A 22050-nucleotide genomic window follows, 5' to 3' on the forward strand; every position below is an offset into this window, starting at 1 on the left:
GTGGCGGTTGTGGTCGAAGTCGGGGTTATCTTTGAGGGGAGACCAGGCGCGGTCGGTGTGGCAGGAGGCGCAGTCGAGGCCGGGCGGGAGTTCGCCGTGGGGATGGGGCGCGCTCCGCTGCCGGGCCGCAGCAGCCAACGGGACGAGCATGGCCCAGGAGAGCGCTATCACGAGGAAGGATCTCATTTCAGATCACTGTGGCAGTCGATGCAGGCGGTTCCCAGCGGTTTGAACCGGACGAAAGCGACGCCCTCGGCCGTGCGCTCGGTTTTGTGACAGCCCGCGCAGGGGACGTCGGTGTGGGCGCCGTCGAGAGGGAAGCGCGTGGCATCGTGATCAAACGAGGACAGGCGGAAGGAAATCGTGTCGTGGCAGGTTTCACAGGAGACGTCGTCGAACTGGCCTTCGTGGGGGTCGTCCTTGCGATGACAACTCGAGCAGGCGGCGTCGAGACCACGGTACAGATATTCGGGCATCTCGCCGGAGCCCGGAGGCGCGCGATGGCAGCGCTCGCACGCGGCATCGCGATGTGCGCCGGTGAGCGGAAAGTCGGTCCGGTCGTGGTCGAACGCCTCTGCAGGCAGCCACGCCCCGGTTCGATGGCACGCCTCGCACGCCGTATGGCCCGATGCATCGGCGAATTGGTTGCCGTGCGGGTTATCGTCGGTGTGGCAGGTCAGGCACGCGAGGTCTTCGAAGTGGAACCGGAGTCGCTCGCTCCCCTCCTCGGAAGAGACGTGGCACGAAGCGCATGGGGCCGCCTGGTGCGCACCGGTCAACTCGAAGGCCGTCTCGCGATTGTGGCGGTCGAGGTCGAACGTGGCGGGCGACCAGCCTTCCCGGGTGTGGCAGTTCTCGCAAACGATGCCGCCGGGATTGTCCTCGAACACGCCCTGATGAAAATCAACGTGGCATGAGGCGCAGTTCTCCGCGACCGGATGGGGATAGGCGTTCTCCTCGGTCCCCGGGATAAACGTGATGCGGATCTCCTCGCTGCGGACCGGCGGCTTGCGGTGACAGTCCAGACACTGCGCCCGGGCGTGGCTTCCGAGAAGTGGGAAATCGGTCGCGTCATGATCGAAGCGGCGCTCGAAGGTGCTTCGGTTGATGTTCTGCCAGCCGGAAGGGCCGTGGCAATTGCTGCAGGTGGTCCCCATGGCCCCCTCATGAGGGTCCTCGTGACAGGAGGCGCACCGGGCGAAGGGAACCCCGGCATAGCGGACGAAAGGCTCGCGGCCGGGGGGCTTCTCGGAAGGATGACATTTTTCACAGGAAACGTCGAGATGAAGCCCTTCGAGTGGAAAACGGGTCGCGTCGTGATCGAAGCGTTCGGCTTCCTCCCAGGCCTCCTCCGAGTGGCAGTTCTCGCACGTTTGCGTCTCGAACTGACCGGCGTGCGGATCGTCGCTCCGGTGACAGGTCCGACATTGGGTGTCCAGGCCGAGAAAAGTCTTTGTCAGGACCCCCTGCTTCTCCTTGACGCGGCGGACGTCGGGGGCGGTGATGAAGTCGGGTTTATGGCAACTCCGGCAGGCGGCTTCGGTGTGTTTTCCGGCGAGGTCGAACCCGGTCAGGCCGTGATCGAAGGTTGTGGTGTCGAAGCGGGTCGGTTCGAAGTCCCGCCCGAAGTGTTCTTTGTGGCAGTTGGCGCAGTTCTGGTCGGCGATGGTGGCGTGGTATCCTTCCTGGCGCGCGATGCGGGTCTGAAGGGGTTCGTGGCAACTCAGGCATTTGTCGTTGGCAATGCCGCGGGTCCCCAGGCGGTGGCAGTTCGTGCACCGGGTCAGCCCTTCCAGGTCGGCATGGCTCCGGGAGAGCTTGCCGGGAGAGATCAACTGAGCGTAACCCTCCTGTGCGGCTCCCACCGAGAGAAGCCCCATCGCGAGCACCGACCAACAGATGAGACGGGAACGAAACGCGCGCATCATGACGTCACGGGGTCTGGCGGGTGATCCGCGCGAGCGCGTCGGCGGCCATCGTCGCCATCTCGGGGTTCGATTGCTGATCTTTGGCTTGCGTCCACCATTGCGCCGCCGCCTCCAGGGCTCCCCGGTTGGCGGCAATCGCGCCGAGGTTGTACAGCGCCGAAGGATCGTCGGGATACCGTTCGAGCAGACCGCGCATGGTCTGTTCGGCGCGCGCCCATTGTTCGGCTTCAGCATAGCAATGCGCGAGGTCGAGCCACGCCTGACGGTTGCCGGGGTGCAGACGCACGTAGCGCTCGTAGACCACGGCGGCAGAGTCGGGACGATGGGCATCCTGAAGGAGAGCAGCCAGCTCATAGAGGGCCGTCGTGTCTTCGGGCTCCGTTTTCAGACGCTTCTCCAGGCGGGCCATGCGGACGCGGAAGCCGTGGCTCACGTTGTTCTTGTTGGGCGTTTCGCTTCGGCCGCCGTTCCGGAGGGGAGGCGTCCAGTTCGTCTCCGCATGCGCCGGCACGGGGGCAACCGGGCGCGTCTTCGATTTCCCGAAGAAAACGAGGCCGGTGATCACGGCGAACGAGAGCAACATCAGGGCGAGAACGGTGCTGTGTTTCATGGCAGTCTCGGGGTTAGAAGATCCAGGCGTAGCCAAAGAGCGCGGCCACGACGATGTGCACGAACATGATGAAAAACATCACCGCAGCCAGAGGAAGATGCAGAATGTGCCAGTAACTAAACAGCTTCTGGAAGGGCGTGAGAAGCGCCGTTTGCCGCTCCAACTTCATGTATTCGCGGATCAGGGCGTGGATTTTCCGGCGGTCGGCATACGGCGCCTCGTGCAACGCCATGCGGCGTTCGACGCGTTTCGTCTGTTTCCGACGGACGAGATCCCAGCGAAGCGCCTGCCAGAGCGCGCCGAGCGTGTTCTCTGAGATGTGGCCGCTCACTTCCGCCATCAGTTCCTGGACCTCTTCGGTGGACAGGCCGGACGAATGCTCCAGGGTCTGCGCAAGCTTCGCCATCCGGCTTCGAAGGGCGCTCTTCGAAAGAAACTGCCCGTTCAACGTCTTGGGGATGCGCGCGAAGACATACCGGCCCAGAACGCCGCTCGTCACGACGATCACCATGCTCCAGAACGCGATGGAGATGATGCCCCCGATCCTGAATGCGGTGTGCAACACGACGAGAAAGGGGCCGAGGGTGCAAAGAAAAATGTGGAACTGTAGCCAGTGCTTGAGCTTGCCGAGGGAATGAAGGGCGTGCACCCGTTTTCGGAGAGCATACATGACAACCCCGACGATCATCATCAGGCTTCCCACGATGCCCATGCCGTGGCCCATCAGGCCGGAAGGCTTGTACAGGTCGTGAAGCTCTGAATAGGGGCGTTCCTGCAGGGGAAGGCGGTAGTACTGATGCCCGCCGTACCAGGCGGCGCCCGCGACCGCAAGCCAGATCACCGTCAGGGCGAACAGATAGATGCGCTCGCCCGTGAGGAAGGGGGGAGGCGAGGTCGGGACCCGGGTGAATCGTTGGGGCTTAGAAATCCCTTCCTTTGACGGGGCTCGTGCGGGAGCCGTCCGTTGGGAAAAATGCATGTGCGGCAGGTAGAGCAAGTGTGTGGCGGGGGGTGAGCAGCAGTCGGGAAGTGCGGGAGGGGATCGCTCTTTCATGGAACGTAAGGCAGTGATGATGACCCGAACATCCGTAGCATGACCCATCGGATGGGGACGAATGCACATTAAATGCCAGATTGTGAATCGTCTCGGAGACGCGAACGTACGGCGCCCGCGCGCACGAGACGAGATCCCGGAACAAGGAGACCGGGATGCACAGGTTTGCCTAGATTGAAGCATGATTTTTTCCCGAGACCAGGAGCGCCGATCACGATTGATGCGCTGACTTCATGGGGCGGGCGCAGAAAATTTATTTTTGAAAAAAGGGGAGGAGGGGAATCTTCCGGGGGCGAAGGAGGCGTCGGAAGAAGGGATGGGCAATTTTTGCGCACCTGGCGTCGCATCTTGCGCAACTTCCAATCGATGCGCAAGGAATGGGGCGGCCGAGGGCGCTTCCGGTCATGCCTTGCGCGCTGACCGGGGAGGTCCTACTTTCACGCCCGACCGATGGAGGCAACGAGGCCGGGCACTCTTATGTTGAAGCGATGGATCAGGCGAGGCACGGAGGTGCTGTATCGCAACCCGTGGTGGACGTACAAACGGGATGCCTTCGAGATACCCGGCGGGGTGACGGGGGAATACCACTACGTGCACACGAACGGGTCGAGCATGGTGGTTCCGGTCGGAGCGGACGGCCGGCTAATCCTCGTGCGTCAGTACCGCTACCTGTGCGACCGGGAGAGCCTCGAGTTCCCGGCGGGCAGCGTCAAGGACGGACATTCGTACCGGCAGACGGCGCAACTCGAGATGGCCGAGGAGACGGGCTTTCACGCCGACGTGCTCGAAGAAGTGGGCGCGTTCAACCCGTACAATGGGGTCACGGACGAGATGTGCCGGGTCTACGTGGCCACGGGGCTGCGGCCCGCCGAGGCGCGCCCGGACGAGACGGAGGAGTTCGAGCGCGTAGCCCTCACGCCGTCGGAAGTGGAGGCGATGATCGACGAAGGGACGTTATGGGACGGGATGACGCTGGCGACGTGGATGCTTGCGCGCAAGCGCGTGTGGGCGCTTGCCGGCCCGGACGGTCCCGCGCCGTGACCGGCGGCGTCATTCGCCCGGGATGCCCGGCTCGGTCATGGCCCGCACGTTGAGGTAGTGGTCGAGCTCTTCGTCGGTGAGCAGCCCCATCTCCTTCACCACGTCCCGGACGGAACGACGCTCGGCGGCGGCTTTCTTGGCCACGAGCGACGCCTTGTCGTATCCGATAACGGTGTTCAGCGCCGTGGCGATGGAGGGATTACGCTCGAGCAGTTCGCGGCACCGCTCCCGATCGGCCTCGATGCCCAGGAGACAGCGGGTGCGGACGGCTTCGCTCGCGCCGGTGAGGATGTGGAGGCTCTCGAGCATGGCGTGCGTCATCACCGGCATCATCACGTTGAGCTCGAAGTTGCCGTGCTGCCCGCCGATGGTGATGGTCGTATGGTTGCCCATGACGCGGGCGCACACCATCATCATCGCCTCGCAGAGCACCGGGTTCACCTTGCCGGGCATGATCGACGAGCCGGGCTGAATGGCCGGCAGCCTGATCTCGGCCAGACCGCTCGTGGGGCCGCTCGACAGGTGCCGGATGTCGTTGACGATCTTCATGAGGGAGACGGCGAGGGTGTTCAGCGCGCCGGCGGTCATCACGTAGGCATCCTTGGCGGCCTGCGCCTCGAAGTGGTTCTCCGCCTCGCGGAACGTCAGCCCCGTCGCTTCCGAAATCAGCGCAATGGCGCGGGCGGGGAAGCCGAGCGGACAGTTGATGCCGGTGCCGGTGGCCGTCCCCCCGAGCGCCAGCCAAGACAGCTCTTTCGAGGCCGACTGAAGGCGCCGGATGCCGTAGTCGATCTGCGCGGCGTATCCGCTGAACTCCTGCCCGAGTCGCACGGGGGTGGCGTCCATCAGGTGGGTGCGCCCGCTCTTGATGACGTCGTCGAAGGCCGCGGCTTTTTCGGCGAGGGCATCGTGGAAGCGCCGGAGAGCCGGGAGGAGGTCCTTTTCAAGCGCCAGACGGGCCGAGACGTGCATCGCCGTCGGGATCACGTCGTTCGACGACTGCGACATGTTGACGTGATCATTCGGGTGGACGAGCTTGCTCCCGCGCTCACCTCCGAGGTGCTCCGTCGCCAGGTTGGCGATGACCTCGTTCGCGTTCATGTTCGTCGAAGTGCCGCTTCCGGTCTGGAAGATGTCGAGCACGAACTGGTCGTCCACTTCTCCGGCGATCACCTTTTCCGAGGCGGCGATGATGGCGTCGGCCTTCTCCACGTCGAGGCGGCCCAACTCGCGGTTGGTGATGGCGGCGGCGCGCTTGATGATTCCGAGCGCCTCGATGAAGCGGCGCGGGAAGCGGATGCCGCTGATGGGGAAGTTCTCGAGCGCGCGTTGCGTCTGGGCGCCGTACAGGGCGTCGGCGGGCACTTTCACCTCGCCGAGCGAGTCTTTCTCGATGCGATAATCGGACATGGCGGTCGGGTGTTTTCGGAGGAAACAGAGGGGTCAAGGCGGAGCGGTCGAGCGCGGTCGAAACGATCTCGCCCCGGCGCTTCCGTTGCTATATAACCCTGCGCGCATGGAAGCGCAGCGAAGCGATTTCAAAAAATCGGATAAAACGTGAGGGGTCGGTGGAAAGAGGAAGGATCGTGTTTGTGCCCGGCGTTTCTTAGTTTGCCGCGTCACCCTCCCGCAACGAACGCCATGAAGTTGATCCAGACGGTCCCCGAGATGCAGGCGGAAGCCGACCGCCGCCGGGCGGAGGGCCGACGGCTGGCGCTCGTGCCGACGATGGGCGCGCTCCACGAAGGGCACCTGGCGCTCGTGCGCGAGGCGCATCGCCACGCCGATCACGTCACGGTCTCCATCTTCGTCAACCCCACGCAGTTTGCGCCCGGAGAAGATTACGAGCAGTACCCGCGCACGCTCGAGGCGGACCTCGAGCAGCTCGAACGCCTCGGCTTCGTGGACGTGGTCTTTGCCCCGTCGCCCGCCGCCATGTATCCGGGCGGCCCGGCGCGGCATCGCACGTGGGTGACCGTGGAAGGGCTCGACGAACACCTGTGCGGGCGCTTCCGGCCGGGCCACTTCCGGGGCGTCACGACGGTGGTGTCCAAGCTCTTCCTCGCCTGCCGCCCCCATGTGGCCGTCTTCGGGCGAAAAGATGCGCAACAGTTCCTCATCCTGCGCCGCATGGTGCGCGACCTCAACTTTGGCATCGAACTGATCGGCGTGCCGACGGTCCGCGAGCCGGACGGGCTGGCCCTCTCGTCCCGAAACGTGTATCTGAGCCCCTCGGAACGCGCGCAGGCGGTCGTGCTCTCCCGGGCCGTTTCCGAGGCGAGAAGGCTCGCCGAAGCGGGGGAACAGCGCACGGAAGCCCTTGTTGAAGCGATGCGCCGGGCGCTCGCGCAGGCCCCGGACGCGCGCGTGCAGTACGCCGAGGTCGTGGACACCGAAACCCTTCAGCCGGTGGAAAAGCTGGAGCCGGGACGGGAGGCGCTCGCCGCCGTGGCGGTCTTCTTCGGCCAAACGCGTCTGATCGACAATGCCTTTTTCCGGATACCCTCCGACGAGAGAGAGGGGTGAAACAACCGCATCCATCCGCCGAATCGCATGACCATCACGATGTTTCGGGCCAAGCTCCACCGCCTCCGGGTGACCGAGGCCGACCTTTATTACGAGGGGTCGATCACCATCGACGAGGCGCTTCTGGAGACTTCCGGCATCTTGCCGTATGAGAAAGTTCAGGTCGTCAATGTGAACAACGGCGCGCGTCTGGAGACGTACACGATCCCGGGTGAGCGCGACAGCCGCATCGTTTGCCTGAACGGCCCGGCCGCTCGGCTCGCGGCGCGCGGAGACGAGGTCATCGTCATCGCCTATGCGGAGATGACCCCCGAGGAAGCCCGACGCCATCGCCCGCGCGTGGTCCTCGTCGATGAGCACAACGACCCCAGAGAGGTCTTCGAGCCCCGCGTCGCGACTGTGGAGCCCGAGGAGGTGGCGTGAGCGGTCCGCTTCGCCGCGAAACGCTCACGTACGGTCGCCGCTTGCCCGCGTGATGCGCTTTCAGGTCGTCTGTCCCCTCGGATCAACCGGGATTGGTTGCATGCCCCTCACGTTCCTTCGCTCATCCGTCCGCTGGCTTCCCGTTCTGTTCACCGTGCTTTTTGGTGTCGAAGCCCGGGGACAGGCGGGAGCACGGCTGTATCCGATCAGCGGCGCGGGCGGAGTGGGATACATCGACGCGGCGGGCGAGGTGGTGGTGTCGCCCGGGTACGGGCAGGGCAGGGCGTTCTCCGAAGGGCGCGCGGCGGTCCGGCGCAAAGGGCGGTGGGGCTTCATCGACGCGGCGGGACGGGAGGTCGTCGCGCCCGAGTACGACGAGGTGGCGGACTTTGCCGGGGGACGCGCCCGCGTGCGGCGCGGCGAGCGGTGGGGCTTCATCGACCGCTCGGGCGCACTCGTCGTGCCGCTGCAATACGAGGGGGCGTTCGACTTCTCCGACGGAAAGGCTCCGGTAAAGCGCGCGGACCCGCCCCGTGGCGCGAAAGACAAGTGGGGGTTCATCGACACGACCGGTGTCTTCGTCATCGCACCTGCCTTCGAGGAAGCGCGGGCGTTCGCCGGAGGACGCGCGCCCGCCGCCGTCCTCCGGAAATTCCTTTTCATCCGCCTCGAAAAGCGGTGGGGCTTCGTCGACGAACGCGGCGCGTGGGCGGTGGAGCCCGCCTTCGTCTCGGTGCACGGGTTCTCGGACGGGCTCGCGCTCGTGGGCACGGGGAAGCGGAACGGGTTCGTCGATGGGCGGGGCGAGATGGTGATCCCGGTCGCATACGATCAGGCGTACCCGTTCGCCGAGGGCCGGGCGCGCGTGGCCGAAGGCGGGCGGTGGGGCTTCATCGACACGACCGGCGCGCGCGTGATCGACCTCGCCTTCGAGGCGGCGCTCGACTTTCGCGAGGGCCTCGCGCCGGTGCGGCAGCATGGGCGGTGGGGCTTCGTCGACCGCGAGGGTCGGATGGTCATCGCGCCGCGGTTCGAGCGGGCCTGGCCGTTCCGGGGTGCGCTCGCCCGCGTCCGCCTCGACGGTCGGCCCGCGTACGTCGACCGAAACGGCGCCGTGGTGTGGATCGGGGAGTGACCGGCGTCACGCCTCGCCTTCCGCGTCGTGCCGTTCGTAGGCTTTGATGATGTCCTTCACGAGCCGGTGCCGGACCACGTCGCCTTCGTCGAACTGCACGAAGTCGATGCCCTCGACGCCTTCGAGTATTTCTTGCGCTTGCACGAGGCCGCTGTGTGAACGGCTCGGGAGGTCGGTCTGTGTGACGTCGCCGGTGATGATGGCGCGGCTGTTTGCGCCGAGGCGGGTCAGAAACATTTTCATCTGAAGGTGGGTCGCGTTCTGTGCCTCGTCGAGGATGACGAAGGCCGAGTTGAGCGTGCGTCCGCGCATGTACGCCAGCGGCACGATCTCGACCACGTTTTGCTCCATGAAGCCGCCGATCTTTTCACGGGGCAGCATGTCTTCGAGGGCGTCGTAGAGGGGCCGGAGGTACGGGTCGACCTTCTCGCGGAAGTCGCCCGGCAGGAAGCCGAGCCGTTCGCCCGCCTCCACGGCCGGCCGGCTGAGGACGATCCGCTTGACCTGTCGCGACTTGAGCGCCGCCACGGCGAGCGCCACCGCCGTGTACGTCTTGCCGGTCCCGGCCGGTCCCACGGCAAAGACGATGTCGTTCTTCCGCGCGCGCTCGATGAGCCGGATCTGGTTCGGCGTCTTCGCTTTGACCGTGCCGCCGCTCGGCGTGAAGAGCACGACGTGGTGCGCGTCGAGGCCCGCGCGTCCGCCCGCGCCGTCGCCCACGGTGAAGAGCGCCAGAACCGTCTCGACGTCGTTCTCCGTGAGATTGCCGTTCCGGTTGAGGAGCAACGTAAGCTCGTCGAGAATGCGTTCGATGCGGGTCAGGGACTCCGTCTCGCCCCGGAGAAGCACCTGATTGCCCCGCGCCGTGATCTGCGTTTCGGGGAAGGCGCTTTCGATCTTCCGGAGGTAAACGTCATTGAAGCCGAAAAGCAAGAGAGGCTCGGCTTTCTCGATCGTCAGTTTTTTTTCTGTCAATGCCGCGATGGATTCGTTTTGAGAGGAAGGCGTCCGCGGGGGGAACCTGTCGGGTGCTTGCTCACTTAAGAACGGGTCTCACGAGCATCGCGCCGTCTTTTCGTTTAACGGTATCGGAGCGCAATAGTGCCCGGTGCGCGCCTCCGATCCTTCATCTGCCCAGCCCATGACCCGCCGCAAGCTGATTGTCGAGTTTACGAAAATGTCCGGAGCCGGGAATGACTTTATCGTTATCGACAACCGGTTTTATCATTTTTCGGACGCCGAGCTGACGAAGCTCGCCCGCCGGTGGTGCGCCCGGCGCACGGGCGTGGGGGCCGACGGGCTGCTTGCTTTCGCCTTGCCCGGGGACGAGGCGCACCACTTCCGTATGCGCTACGTGAACGCCGACGGCACGACCTCGATGTGCGGCAACGGAGCGCGATGCCTCGCCCGTTTCGCCCGGCTCACGGGCGTCGAGGCGGAGGAGCTTGTCTTTGAGACGGATGCGGGGCCGTATCGCGCGCAGGCGCCCGCCGACCCGGCGGCGCCCGTGCGGCTCTTCCTCCCGCCTGCCGAAGGCTACGCGCCCGATCGCGTCCTCGAAAACCCGGAGGTGGCCGTCGATACCGTCGATTACCTGTGGACCGGCACGCACCACGCCGTCTGCTTCGTCCCGGCGGCAGGCCAGACGCCGGTGGACGTGTGGGGCCCGGCCATTCGCCGAGACGCCGCTTTCGCGCCCGAGGGGACGAACGTCGACTTCGTGGAGGTCGTCGCCGACGGGCGGGGCGGGGGGCGGGCCGTGCTCCGGGTGCGGACGTATGAGAAGGGGGTGGAGGCGGAGACGCTCGCCTGCGGCACCGGCGCCGTGGCGGCGGCGCTCTCGGCCCGGTTCCGCGGCCTCGTCCATGCCGACGTGGTGGACGTGCGCATGCCCGGCGGCACGCTCACCGTGGGCCGGCGCGGACCGGATCACGAGGACCTCTACCTCGAAGGCCCCGCCGACGTCGTCTATCGAGGCACGATGGAAGTCGAACCCTGACGGCGGCGCCCTCTTCCGCATGCCTGTTTTTTCCGGGAAGAAGAACCCTTACCTTCGAGGGGCCCGCCCTTTTTCCTCGGACTCGATTTCTCGAAGACCCATGCGCACACGCCGTCTGTGGATCCCCCCAATGTTGCTGTTTGCCGTCTTTCTGTGGAGTGGATTGAAGCCGCCGCCCACCGTGTACAAGGTGTATTACCTCGGCGGACAATCGAACATGGACGGCTTCGGATACGTCAGGGACCTGCCCGAGACGCTCCGCAAGCCGATGCCGGACGTGCGGATCTTCCACGGCAACCAGTCGCCGGACAACACCCCTGTGGACGGACGCGGAATCTGGGCGGATCTCCGACCGGGGCACGGGACGGGTTTCAGCTCCGACGGTGAGACGAACACGTACTCGGATCGCTTCGGGGTGGAACTGACTTTCGCCGAGCGGTTGCGGACACGGGAGCCGGGCGCGCGCGTGGCGCTCATCAAATACTCCCGGGGCGGCACGGCCATCGACACCCTCGCGCCTTCCTTCGGCACGTGGGACCCGGACTTCCACGGCGAAAACGGGGTCAATCAGTACGACCACTTTCTGGCGACGCTCCGTCACGCGTTCGCTGCCCGCGACGTGGACGGGGACGGCGAGGACGACGTGCTCGTGCCTGCCGGCATCGTGTGGATGCAGGGCGAGAGTGACGGCCTGTCGGAAGCCGCCGCCCGCCAGTATCAGGCGAACCTCAAGCGACTGATGGACCTCGTCCGCGCCGCGCTCCGGGTGGACGACCTCCCCGTCGTCATCGGCCGGATCTCGGACTCCGGGCGTGATGACGACGGCAAGGTATGGGACTACGGCGACGAGATCCGCGCCGCGCAGGCGGCCTTCGTCGCACAGGACGACCGCGCCGCTCTCGTGACCTCGACCGACGAGTATGCGTATTCCGACCCGTGGCATTACGACAGCGCCGGTTTCATCGATCTCGGACGCCGCTTCGCCGACGCCATGGCCGACCTCGAAGCGAAGAAGTGACGGGGGAACGCCTCGAACGTTTGCGTCGCCCTCCTGAAAAACCGAACGCCATGGACTTTGTGAACGGGCTCCGCGGTGGGGAAAGCTTCCTGACCGAAGGGTCGGTATACGAGCGGCTTCGTCGTCGTCCGGATCTCCCGTTCGACCCGCACATCGCCCATGCGAGCCTGCTCTATCACGACCCCGCGCGCGATGTTCTCGAAGCCGTCCATCGGGAGTATCTCGAGGTGGGCCTCCGGCACGGGGTTCCGATGCTCATGCTCTCCGACACCTGGCGGGCAAGCGCGGAACGCATCGCGCAATCTCCGTATCACGACCGCCGGGTGAACGAAGATCACGGGCGGTTCCTGTGCGCACTCCGCGACGCCTACCGCCGGAAGGGGATGACCGTTTTCGCGGGAGGAATCATGGGGTGCCGGGGCGATGCCTATCGTCCGGAGGAAGCCCTCTCCACGAACGACGCCGAGGTTTTTCATACTCCGCAGCTTGAGGCGCTCGCCGGCACGGCGCTCGATTTTTTGCTGGCTTCCACATTGCCGGCTTTCTCGGAGGCGCTCGGCATCGCGCGCGCCATGGCGGCGACCGGCAAGCCGTATGTGCTCAGCTTCGTCGTGCGACCGGACGGGCGCCTTCTCGACGGCACGCCGCTCGGTCGCGCCGTCACGGCCATCGATGCGGGCGTGAGGCGCCGGCCCGCAGGCTACTGGGTCAACTGCGTGCACCCCACCATCTTCTCCCGGGCAATGGAAAGAGCGGGGGAGGGCGCGTGGCGGCTCCGCATCCTGGGTCTTCAGGCGAACACCTCGGCGCGCAGCCCGGAAGCGCTTGACGGGCTGGTCGAACTGGAAACGGAGGAACCGTCCCTTTTCGCCGGGGAGATGCGGGCCGTAAGAGCGCGCTTCGGGTTATGCGTCGTCGGCGGATGCTGCGGAACCGACACGCGGCACATCGAAGCGCTTGCCCAGGACCGATGACGCGGGGCGGGCAAGCCGCAAATCAAAAGCGCTTCGTATAGACATGGCAGTAGGGCGACTGCCCCGTTCGGTCGTAGTATTTCTGGTGATACGCCTCCGCGGGCCAGAAAGTCGACGCTTCCGTCACCTCGGTTGCCGCGGGGATCCCCCGGGCTTTGAGGGTGCGGATGAGCCGTTCGGCGGTCGCTCTTTGCTCCTCGTCAAGGTAAAAGATCGCCGAGCGATACTGCGTGCCGACGTCCGGACCCTGCCGGTTGACCTGGGTCGGGTCGTGCGTCTCGAAGAAAAGCTTCGCGAGTGCCTCGTAGGAGACGACGTCCGGGTCGAAGGTTACCTCGACGGCTTCGGCATGGCCCGTTTTGCCGGAACACACCTCCCGGTACGTCGGGTGTTCGGTGTGGCCGCCGGTATACCCGACGCGGGTCGAGAGCACGCCCGGCGTGCGTTCGAAGTGGTACTCCGTTCCCCAGAAGCATCCGGAGGCGAAGAGGGCTCGTTTGGGTTCGGCCATGACCTCGTTCGGTGGAAGGTGAAGCGGGTGCGGCCCGGCGTCAGCGCTCCGGCGGAGGCTCGCACGCGTCGGCGAGACGGCGTGTGTCGGCCAGATGGATGATCTTCCAGCCTTCGGGACGGCGGGCCAGAACGAAGGAGTCAACGCCGCAATGACTGAAGCGTTCGCCGGAGAAGAAGGCATATTTCATCCAGGCCGCCGCGAGGTTGTCTTCGACGTGAATGACCACGTCCCAGATCTGCTCGTCCCATACCTCGTCGTGCGGTGCGCCCACGGCCTGAAGGAACGAAGAGAGTTGTCCTTCCCGCATCCCCGGCGCGCCGTCCGGAGCCGTGAAGGTGGTGACGATCCGGGCAGTGGGGTCGAAGGCGTTGCGGACCATCGTGCTGTCCCCGGCGCGCATGCCGTCGAAAAGCCGGTCGATGACCTGACGCACGGCCTGTTCCGGACGCTGCGCCTGAGCCGCCGTCAGCGCGGTGAACCAGAGGAGGAGGGCCGGGAGAAATGCGAGGAGTCGGGGGAGACGCGGGCTATTCATGGGGAGGCGGATTTCGTGAAACGGAAGAAAGACCTTTTTTCGGTGGAAAGGGTGGATCGTTTCGCTGGAGGGGATTTTTTCGGAAGAAAAAAAGGGGCATGCCGGGAAGGCATGCCCCTTGAGCGCTCTAAAGACGCGCAATTTACTGGAAGAATGAGTTTCGGTTGTCGGTGATGTCCGCCTCTGCCCGAAGCGCCTCGATCCACTGGGTGCGCACCTGGTTCTGGCGCTGGCGAAGCATCATGGCGCGGAGCTGGTTGAGTTCGGTCTCCGTCGGCGGCGAAGGTTCGTGGACCGCCGTGACCTTGAGGACGAAAACCGCGTTGTTGCCCTCGATCACGTCGGAGACCTGGCCTTCCTGCATGCCGAGCGCCGTGCCGATGAAGCGGGGCTCGCGCCCGAGTCCCGGCACCGTCGTCGAGTTAAACGTCAGTCCGTTGGCCGTCTGCTCGATGGCGCCCGGAACGGCGGCGGCCAGCCCGTCGAAGCCATGCTCGGCGAGCGCGCGCTCGAGGATCCGGCGCTGCACCTCGGCTTTCTTGCGATTTTTCACGCGCGGCTCAATCTGGTTGCGCACCTCCTCGAAGGGCCGGTAGCCCTCCGGCGTGATCGCTTCCACGGAGAGCACGACGAACTGGTCGTTCAGTTCGATCACCTCGCTGATGGCGCCCGGTTCGGCTTTTTCGAGGAAACGCTTGATCTCGTTGCTGTTTCCAAGCCCCGGAATGAACTCCTGACCTTCCTGCACCTGAACCGTCTTGACCTCCAGGCCGGCCCGTTCGGCTTCCTCCCGGAAGTTGCCGTTTTCGCTGGCGAAGTACTGCACGTCGTCGAGCTTCTGCTGAATCTCGTTGAGCGTGGCGATGCTGGTGCGGATGCGCAGGGCCATGTCGGCGATCTTCACCTCCTTGTCGGCGCGGTCGGTCACTTCGATGAGGTGATAGCCGAAGGGCGTCTCCACCGGACCGACGAGCCTGCCGACGCGGGCGTTGAAGGCGGCTTTCTCGAAGGGCTCGACCATCCGGCCCGGACCGAACCAGCCGAGGTCGCCGCCGCGGGTGCGGGTGCCGTCGGAGGAATACTGGCGAGCCATCTCGGCGAAGTCGGCGCCGTTGAGGATCTGTCGCCGGACCTCGAGGGCTTTCCGGCGTGCTTCGCGGCGCGCCTCGGCGTCGTCCTCGGGCGCGCGGAAGAGAATGTGCCGCGCACGCACCGCCGTCTCCTCGGCCGGGCGCACGTCAATGATCTTGATCAGATGCGCCTGGTCGCCCACGACGATCGGCCCGATGACTTTGCCGGGTTTGGGATCCTCGAAGACGACCTTTGCAAGCTCGTCCTGAAGTTCGTCGCGGCGGAAGTAGGCGTCCGTGTACGGGCGCTCCGAGAGGTTCCGCGCGAGGAAGAGCGAGTCGTTGTTCGTCCTGGCGAAGTCGTCGCGCAGGCCTTCGAGCTCCTTGATCACGACGGCCGTGTCTTCCGGCGTCGGCGTCTTCGACATCGAGACGTAGAGAAGCGTGTACGACTTCTCGCGCTTGAAGTCTTCCTTGTGATCGGCATAATAGCGCCGGAGGTCGCGGTCGGTCACCTCGACGGAGTCGTCGGGGAGCGAGGCATACCGGAGGGCGACGAAGCGCGTGTCCACCCGGCGATTGCGCCGCATGTACTCGGCGAGCACCTCCTCGTCCGAGACGCGCACCGTGGCCATGATCAGGTTCTCGAGCTTCTCCTGTCGGCGCTGAGCGCGGAGGATCTGCTCGAGTTGCACCCAGGATGCGTTGGCATCGGGGTTGTCGAGGAAGCTCTGGAGAGCTGCCCGGTCGACGCCGCCCTGGCCGTCTCCGAAGTAGATGCGGATGAGCTGGTGCGGGTTGTCGCCAAGCACCATGTCCACGAGCTCTTCATCGGAAACTTTGATGCCGAGGCGGTCCATCTCCTCTTCGCGAAGACGGTCGTCGACGAGCCGGTTGAACACCTGATCCCGCACTTGATCGACCATCTGAGGCGGCATCGCCTCACCGTTTTGACGCTGGTAGGCATCCATCTGCGTCTGCAGCGCCTGTTGATACTCTTCAAGCGTAATCACATCGCCGTTGACTTCGCCCAGGCGGTTGCCCAGGTTGCCCACCACGTCGAAAGTGCCGGCATCCTGGAGCACCCAGATCACACCAAAAGCAATGACGAGAATCCAGAGGACAACCCCCGTGTTTTCCCGCATTTTATTCATCACACCCATGTAAAATCCTCCACCAAACTGAGATATCGGAACAACCGGGGCGTTGACGGAAGCGTCGTCACTCGGGGGAGTCTCGACGCGAAAGCCGTTGGCCGGTCAACGCCGCCGTGTTCAAAGTCGAAAAATGGCTAAAGCCCAGAATATACTTCAAGGGAAGCGAATTGTTCAGTCGTTCCCGAAAGCATTCTTGGCAAAGACGGGCCGCGGGTCGAGCGGGAGAGGGGTGGGACCCGATGGGAACGTTGCGCCGACGCACGGGCGTCGGATGGTGGAGGAGAACTGCGGGCGGCAGTGCGCTCAGGCGGCGCGGGACTGGACGCGGGCGAGTTGTGTGCGGAGGGTAAGCAACACCTTGCCGAGGATCTGGGAAATTCGGGCTTCGGTGCGGTTCATCAAACCGGCGATCTCGCGGAGGGTCAGGTTTTCGAAATAGTACAGGGCGAGGATCGTTTGCTCCCGCTCGGGAAGTTCTTTGATGAGCGTCTGAATGTATTCGCGGAGCGAGGTCCGGTCGATCTGCTCGAAGGCTTTGAACGTCTCCTCGTTGGGAATGGTCTCGAGTACGGTCTGATCGCCCTCATGGTCGACGGGCGAGTGGAGGGAGAGATTGAATCGGCACTGCGCGTCGCGGAGGAGGGTGTGGTATTCGACGAGGGACATGCCCAGATAGTCGGCAACGTCGTGATCGCCCGGTTCACCGCCGAGGGCCTGGCGCAACGTGTCGATGGCCTGGTGCGCCTCGGCCAACTTGCGTCGTCTCTCGCGGGGGAGCGCGTCGATGGAACGGAGATAGTCGACGAGCGCGCCCCGGATGCGCCCGTAGGCATACGAGACGAACGGCGTGCCCCGCTCGGGATCATAGCCCTCGAGCGCTTGAAGCAGGCCCAGGATGCCGACGTTCTCGAGGTCCGGACGCGTGGCGAGCGGATGATCCGGGATGCTCAGACGCCCGACGATGGAGCGCACGAGCGGTATGGCGGCGAGCACTACGGCTTCACGGTTGGCGTCACTTTTATCGGTTGCATAACGCACCGCGTGGGTCTGTAAATCTTGGGCCATGAGTTGATTCGGTTTCGAGGCCGGGCATGGAGGAATATGTGATCAAACCGCCAGGGCTTCTTTGTTCTTGTTGGAATCCGTCCGTGCAATAGGGGGGGCGTCGGGGGCTCGGGAGCGGCCGGACGTGTCACCGTTTTCCGTCGTCGCGGCCCCGGTTGCGGCTTCGGCATGCGCCTCGGCGCTCTTTTGAAGCGAAGCGGCGCTTTCGAGAATCCGATGGATGGCGAGATCCCCCAGCAGGAGGACGAGGTAGACCGTCAGTCCGGCGCTCAAGCCCAGATAAATGGTTTTCTCCAACGGCGCCGGACCCATAAGCTGGTTCAAAAACGTAAGCAGACCAACCAGACCGCTAAACTGCGTAAAAAGAGCGCGCATCGTCGGTTTCCAGACAACTGAGTGTTGATGATTCAAGGGCGCAAGTAGGGGGGCTTCGATAGTCAGCAAGGACTGTGCCATGGGAGGCTGAAAAACGCTTCCGGTGTCGGCGGCGCAACCGGGACAACGCTGCCGTGTGGAGCAGCGTCAGCCAGGGCAAGAGACGGCGAGGGGGGCGAGCTATAAAAGGAAAAACGCATGTGAGAACGGAAAAAGGGGGATGAGGGATTACGTCGGAGGACCGGTGGGGACCCCGTAGTGTCCCTGGACGAGCATCTCGGCGAGGGTGTCGAATGCCTCGGAAAGAGGCGATTTTTTTCGAACGACGGGACATTGCGTGCGCACCGATTGCCGGAGGGCGGCGGAAAAAGGTACCCACCCGAGGTACATTGTTTCCTGTCCGGTGAAGTGGGTTGTGATCTTCCCGAACCGGCGCGCGACGTCTTCGGCGTCTTCGGCGTCTTCGGCGAAGTTGACCACGGCGCCGAGGGGATAGTCGGGTGCGTGCTCCCAGATGAATTTGACCAGCCGGTAGGCGTCGGCGACGGCCGTGGGTTCTCCCACCAGCACGAGGAGGCCGAGGTCGGCGCGATCGAGGGCCCACCGCACGGGACCGGTGACGCCGGCGGGGGCGTCGATGAGGATGTAGTCGTGCGTGCGCCGGAGATCGGCCAGGAGGGTGTCGAGGCGGGCGAAGAGGGCGGGTTCGGAGTCGGCGAGGACGGCGGTTTCGGCTACGGCCTGCACGAGCGTGATGCCGGCGCGCGTCTCGTGGAGCGTATCGAGCAGACGAGCCTTGCCCCGGAGCGCCGAGAGCACACTGGCCTGCGGGGTTTCGTTGAGCAAAACCGCGCACGCGCCCTGTCCGAAGTCGGCGTCGATGAGGGCCACGCGATGGCCGCGCGCACTCAAGGTCTCGGCGAGGTTAACGGCCAGCACACTCTTGCCCACGCCGCCTTTGCCACTGACGAAAGAGAAAATGGTTGAACTGCGCTTCATAGGAGACGGCAAGGATTTCAGCGGGTGGATCGGCGCTAGAGCATCGACCATGCGAGGGAACGGCTCTTCGAGACGATGCTCATATCCAACAGCTCTTCCACGAGCCGGGACGGCGAGAAGCTGCCCACGTCGTCGGGCACGCGCATGCCGTTGGAGACGAACTGCACCGGCAGGCCCAGTTCCATCACACATTCCGCTACCCGGCCCAGCCCGTCGGCTTCGTCGAGGTGGGTGAAGGCGAGCGTGTCCGGACGAAGCGGCATCCGTTCGAGAAAGCGCGCGTCGTAAGCGTCGAGCACCCGCGTCGCATCGAGGACGAGGTGGATCTGGAGGGGCGCAACGGCCTCGGTCATGTATTGCAGGCGGAGGAGCGCGGCGTGCGCTGCCTGAGGCTGAAGCGGCAGCGGCGGGGTGTCGATGAGGATGTGGGAGAAGCGTCGGGCGCGCTCGAGTGCGGCGCGCATCTCCTCGGGTCGGCGGACGGTCTGCACCGAGAGATCGAACTTGCGGTAGAGGTCCACCGGGCAGTGGTGCGAGACGGCCTCTTCCTTCTCGGGCTCGATGACGAGGATCGTGGTCTTGCGTCGACCCAGGAAGCGGGGGTGACGGGCGAGCTTGAGTTGCAGCGCCGTCTTGCCGGCCCCGCTCGCGCCGATGAAGAGTTGTGCGCCGGCGCACGTCTTCGGCTGCGTCACGTCGAGCATGGTCCGAAGCTCGGTCGCCAGGGCCCACTGCACGCGCGTGGGGTCGTCGTCGGGCGCGAAACCCATCTCGGCGAGACGGTTGAAGAGCCGGGTCAGGGTGCGGGTGCGGAGGCCCTGTTTGAGGAGCAGACCATAGAGCGGGTGCGCCATCCACGGCTGGGACGCGCCGATGAACGCGTGGCCGAACAGGTTCTCGAACGCCTCAAGCCTTTTTTCGAGGCGCTCGATCCGCGCCGTGAACAGGTCGCCGAGCGGCTTCCACGATGTCGGTTCCGCGGGGCGGCGAGACGGGGATGCCGTCTCGGAGGGAAAGAGGCTCCCCCGACCCGTTCGGCGTTTGCGGGCGCCCTCCTCGGCGAACGTTCGCGTGCGGGAAAAAGCTGCGCCGGTGCGGGCAGCATCTTCCGGGCCCGGGCGCGCCGCCGGATAGCCATAGCCTGCCGCCGGTGGGGCGGAGACTTCGCCGGCATCGCCGGCTTCGCGGACGTCGACGAGCGCAGGCTCCGGGCGCACGATCACCTTCCGGCGGTACGTGGGGGCGGGCGCCCCTTCGCGGGAAGGCCGGGGCTCGGGGCGCGGTGGTCGGGCCGGGAGCCGCTGGTCGACCATGACCGTGATGCGCGCGTGCTGATCGTCTTTCGCAGGCACTGATTCGAGCAGGACCACGTCGTCGCCGAAAAGCTGTCGGGCCTCGGCCAGCAAGGCGCTAATGCTCGATCCGGTTAAGGTTTTCACATTCATGAGGGCTGAAAATCAAGGTCGCGGGTGTGCGACGCGGGTTCAGGATATCTTCAACTGGTCCACCACTTCCACCTGCGCTTCGGGCACCAGATCGTTGTACGAGAGCACGGCGAGGTCCGGGACCATGGGCGAGAGAAAGTTGAAAAGGGTGGGGCGAAGCACCGGCGAGGTGAGCAGCGTCGGAGCACGCCCGGCTCCGATGAGGCGTTTCGAAAGCCGTTCCGCCTCCTTGATGACTTTTTCTGCGCGATTCGGCTCGAGTCCCAGCGTGTTCGGATTGAGCTCGCCGCTCCTGGCCTTGTCGAGCAAGTGCTGTTCCAAAACGGGGTCGAGCACGAAGACATGGAGGCTCCCGTCGGGTCCGGCAAATTGCCGGGTGATGGTCGGCGCGAGTGCGGCGCGGGCGTATTCGGTGAGCACGTCGATGTTCTTCGTCGTCGTGGCATGATCGGCCAGCGCCTCGAGGATGGTGACCAGGTCCCGGATGGGGATGCGCTCCTGGAGCAAGCGCTTGAGCACCTTCTGGATGGCTCCGACGCTCAGCAGGTCCGGCACGAGTTCGGCGATGAGGGCGGGGGCGGTCTCTTTCACCTTGTCGATGAGCTTCTGGACCTCCTGCCGGTCGAGGAGCTGATACGCCGACTTCCGGAGCACTTCGAGGAGGTGCGTCGTCACCACGGCGGGGGCCTCCACCACCGTCAGTCCCTGTCGTTCGGCCTCGTGCAGGTTGCGTTCGGCGATCCACACGGCGGGGAGCCCGAACGTCGGGTCTTTGACGCGAATGCCGGGCGGGGGCGAGGAGAGGTCGTCCGTAAGCAGCGCCAGGTGATAGCCGGGCAGGATCTCGCCCTCGGCGATGGGGTTGCCCCGCAGCTTGATCACGTACCGGTTGGCCGGAAGCGTCACGTTGTCCCGGATCCGCACGGGAGGGACCACCACGCCGAGCTCGAGCGCGAGCTGCTGGCGGAGCATCCGCACCCGTTCGAGCAGGTCGCCGGCCTGGTTGGGATCGACGATGGGGATGAGCCCATAGCCGATCTCGAGTTCGAGCGGGTCCACGAGCAGGAGGTCGGTCGGGCTTTCCTCGGGCGCCTGTTCGTCGGCTTCGGCCTGTTCCAGGGCGGCCTTCTCCCGCGCCTGGTTTTGCTCCGCGCTAAGCCGCGATCGGCCCATGAGGATGGTCAGGCCCGCCAGGAGCCAGAAGGGGAAGATCGGGAGTCCCGGCACGAGGCCGAGCAGGAGCAGGAAGCCGCCCGTGATAAAGATTGGATGCGGCTTTTTGAACAGCTGTCCGCTGAAGTCCTGCGCGAGGTTCGCGTCGCCGCTGGCGCGGGAGACGATGATGCCGGCCGCCGTCGAGATGAGGAGCGCGGGGATCTGGGAGACGAGTCCGTCGCCGATGGAGAGCAGGGTGAACGTGCCCGCGGCGTCGGCAGCGGACATGCCGAGCTGGGCCACCCCGATGATCAGGCCGCCGACGATGTTGATGGCGGTGATGACCAGTCCGGCGATGGCGTCTCCGCGGACAAACTTGCTCGCGCCGTCCATTGCGCCGTAGAAGTCCGCCTCGCGCCCGATGTCCTCGCGCCGTTGCCGCGCCTCGAGCTCGTCGATCAGCCCGGCGTTGAGGTCGGCGTCAATGGCCATCTGCTTGCCGGGCAGGGCGTCGAGCGTGAAACGCGCCGCCACCTCGGCGATGCGCCCGGAACCCTTCGTGATCACGACGAAGTTGATGATCACGAGCACGAGGAAAATGATCGTCCCGACCACGTAATTGCCCGCGACGACGAACTGGCCGAACGCCTGGATGAGCGCGCCCGCGTCTCCTTCACTGAGAATGAGCCGCGTCGAAGCGACGTTGAGAGAGAGGCGAAAAAGGGTGGTCAGCAGAAGCAGGCCGGGGAAGATGGCGAATTCGAGCGGCCGGTTCGCATAAAACGCCGTCAGCAGGATGGCGAGGCTGATCGCAATGTTGGTCGCCAGGAGCATGTCGAGCAGGAAGCTCGGCAGCGGGACGACCATCACGAAAAGGATGAGCACCACGCCCGTGGCGATCAGGGATTCCGTGTTGGCGAGCCGAAACGGCTCCGGACCGAGTTGCTGCTTGGGAGACCTTGCGATGTTAGCCACCGAACGAAAAGGCTGGGATGCGGCGAAGCGTATGGGCGGTTCGGGGAAGCGT

At 65.1% G+C, this 22050-nt stretch carries 19 protein-coding genes and 1 pseudogene; 7 read left to right on the top strand and 13 right to left on the bottom strand.

The window, feature by feature from the left end:
• Positions 1–182 precede the first annotated feature (182 nt).
• The 3 genes from AC1HIY_RS16980 to AC1HIY_RS16990 are packed head-to-tail and all read right to left on the bottom strand — an operon-like array spanning position 183 to position 3379.
• Positions 183–1928 (bottom strand): hypothetical protein, encoded by a 1746-nt coding sequence (locus AC1HIY_RS16980; RefSeq protein WP_479577983.1) that lies wholly within the window; start codon positions 1926–1928, stop codon positions 183–185.
• 4 nt (positions 1929–1932) lie between these two features.
• Complete coding sequence (locus AC1HIY_RS16985) at positions 1933–2538, bottom strand: tetratricopeptide repeat protein (protein ID WP_479577984.1); 606 nt, start codon at positions 2536–2538, stop codon at positions 1933–1935.
• A 13-nt stretch (positions 2539–2551) separates the two neighbouring features.
• Complete coding sequence (locus AC1HIY_RS16990) at positions 2552–3379, bottom strand: hypothetical protein (protein WP_479577985.1); 828 nt, start codon at positions 3377–3379, stop codon at positions 2552–2554.
• 690 nt (positions 3380–4069) lie between these two features.
• Between AC1HIY_RS16990 and AC1HIY_RS16995 the strand changes: the two genes are divergently transcribed.
• A complete protein-coding gene (locus AC1HIY_RS16995) occupies positions 4070–4633 on the top strand; it encodes an NUDIX domain-containing protein (protein ID WP_479577986.1) in 564 nt (187 codons plus the stop codon).
• A 9-nt stretch (positions 4634–4642) separates the two neighbouring features.
• Here AC1HIY_RS16995 and AC1HIY_RS17000 read toward each other — a convergent pair whose 3' ends face one another.
• Positions 4643–6043 carry a class II fumarate hydratase gene (locus AC1HIY_RS17000; RefSeq protein ID WP_479577987.1) on the bottom strand — a complete coding sequence of 467 codons (1401 nt, stop codon included), beginning with the start codon at positions 6041–6043 and terminating at the stop codon, positions 4643–4645.
• A 231-nt stretch (positions 6044–6274) separates the two neighbouring features.
• On the opposite strand from AC1HIY_RS17000, the gene panC reads away from it, so the two are divergent.
• The 3 genes from panC to AC1HIY_RS17015 all read left to right on the top strand — a co-directional run bounded on the left by panC (position 6275) and on the right by AC1HIY_RS17015 (position 8717).
• A complete protein-coding gene (panC, locus tag AC1HIY_RS17005; protein WP_479577988.1) occupies positions 6275–7159 on the top strand; it encodes a pantoate--beta-alanine ligase in 885 nt (294 codons plus the stop codon).
• A gap of 27 nt (positions 7160–7186) precedes the next feature.
• Positions 7187–7582 carry an aspartate 1-decarboxylase gene (panD, locus tag AC1HIY_RS17010; RefSeq protein WP_479577989.1) on the top strand — a complete coding sequence of 132 codons (396 nt, stop codon included), beginning with the start codon at positions 7187–7189 and terminating at the stop codon, positions 7580–7582.
• A 100-nt stretch (positions 7583–7682) separates the two neighbouring features.
• Positions 7683–8717, top strand: a complete 1035-nt coding sequence (locus AC1HIY_RS17015) for a WG repeat-containing protein (protein WP_479577990.1) — start codon at positions 7683–7685, stop codon at positions 8715–8717.
• A 6-nt stretch (positions 8718–8723) separates the two neighbouring features.
• Here the strand turns inward: AC1HIY_RS17015 and AC1HIY_RS17020 are convergent, their stop codons facing one another.
• Positions 8724–9692 carry a PhoH family protein gene (locus tag AC1HIY_RS17020; protein ID WP_479577991.1) on the bottom strand — a complete coding sequence of 323 codons (969 nt, stop codon included), beginning with the start codon at positions 9690–9692 and terminating at the stop codon, positions 8724–8726.
• 166 nt (positions 9693–9858) lie between these two features.
• Between AC1HIY_RS17020 and dapF the strand changes: the two genes are divergently transcribed.
• The 3 genes from dapF to AC1HIY_RS17035 all read left to right on the top strand — a co-directional run bounded on the left by dapF (position 9859) and on the right by AC1HIY_RS17035 (position 12708).
• Positions 9859–10716 (top strand): diaminopimelate epimerase, encoded by an 858-nt coding sequence (gene dapF, locus AC1HIY_RS17025; protein WP_479577992.1) that lies wholly within the window; start codon positions 9859–9861, stop codon positions 10714–10716.
• 100 nt (positions 10717–10816) lie between these two features.
• Positions 10817–11734 (top strand): sialate O-acetylesterase, encoded by a 918-nt coding sequence (locus AC1HIY_RS17030; protein WP_479577993.1) that lies wholly within the window; start codon positions 10817–10819, stop codon positions 11732–11734.
• 50 nt (positions 11735–11784) lie between these two features.
• Positions 11785–12708 (top strand): homocysteine S-methyltransferase family protein, encoded by a 924-nt coding sequence (locus AC1HIY_RS17035; RefSeq protein ID WP_479577994.1) that lies wholly within the window; start codon positions 11785–11787, stop codon positions 12706–12708.
• 22 nt (positions 12709–12730) lie between these two features.
• Here the strand turns inward: AC1HIY_RS17035 and msrA are convergent.
• The 8 genes and pseudogenes from msrA to flhA all read right to left on the bottom strand — a co-directional run.
• Positions 12731–13201 (bottom strand): annotated as a pseudogene (gene msrA, locus AC1HIY_RS17040) (peptide-methionine (S)-S-oxide reductase MsrA); the annotation flags it as partial.
• A 58-nt stretch (positions 13202–13259) separates the two neighbouring features.
• Entirely contained in the window at positions 13260–13757 is a 498-nt protein-coding gene (locus tag AC1HIY_RS17045) for a nuclear transport factor 2 family protein (protein ID WP_479577996.1), read from the bottom strand.
• A 142-nt stretch (positions 13758–13899) separates the two neighbouring features.
• Positions 13900–15972 carry a peptidyl-prolyl cis-trans isomerase gene (locus tag AC1HIY_RS17050; protein WP_479577997.1) on the bottom strand — a complete coding sequence of 691 codons (2073 nt, stop codon included), beginning with the start codon at positions 15970–15972 and terminating at the stop codon, positions 13900–13902.
• A 315-nt stretch (positions 15973–16287) separates the two neighbouring features.
• Positions 16288–17049: a sigma-70 family RNA polymerase sigma factor gene (locus tag AC1HIY_RS17055; protein WP_479577999.1), complete on the bottom strand. Its 762-nt coding sequence runs from the start codon at positions 17047–17049 to the stop codon at positions 16288–16290.
• Between the two features lie 42 nt (positions 17050–17091).
• A complete protein-coding gene (locus AC1HIY_RS17060) occupies positions 17092–17505 on the bottom strand; it encodes a hypothetical protein (RefSeq protein ID WP_479578000.1) in 414 nt (137 codons plus the stop codon).
• Positions 17506–17652: 147 nt separating this feature from the next.
• Positions 17653–18423 carry a P-loop NTPase gene (locus AC1HIY_RS17065; RefSeq protein ID WP_479578001.1) on the bottom strand — a complete coding sequence of 257 codons (771 nt, stop codon included), beginning with the start codon at positions 18421–18423 and terminating at the stop codon, positions 17653–17655.
• 35 nt (positions 18424–18458) lie between these two features.
• Positions 18459–19868 carry a flagellar biosynthesis protein FlhF gene (locus AC1HIY_RS17070; RefSeq protein ID WP_479578002.1) on the bottom strand — a complete coding sequence of 470 codons (1410 nt, stop codon included), beginning with the start codon at positions 19866–19868 and terminating at the stop codon, positions 18459–18461.
• 39 nt (positions 19869–19907) lie between these two features.
• Positions 19908–21890: a flagellar biosynthesis protein FlhA gene (gene flhA / locus AC1HIY_RS17075; protein WP_479578014.1), complete on the bottom strand. Its 1983-nt coding sequence runs from the start codon at positions 21888–21890 to the stop codon at positions 19908–19910.
• Positions 21891–22050 lie beyond the last annotated feature (160 nt).

The sequence above is a fragment of the Rhodocaloribacter sp. genome, assembly GCF_056451265.1.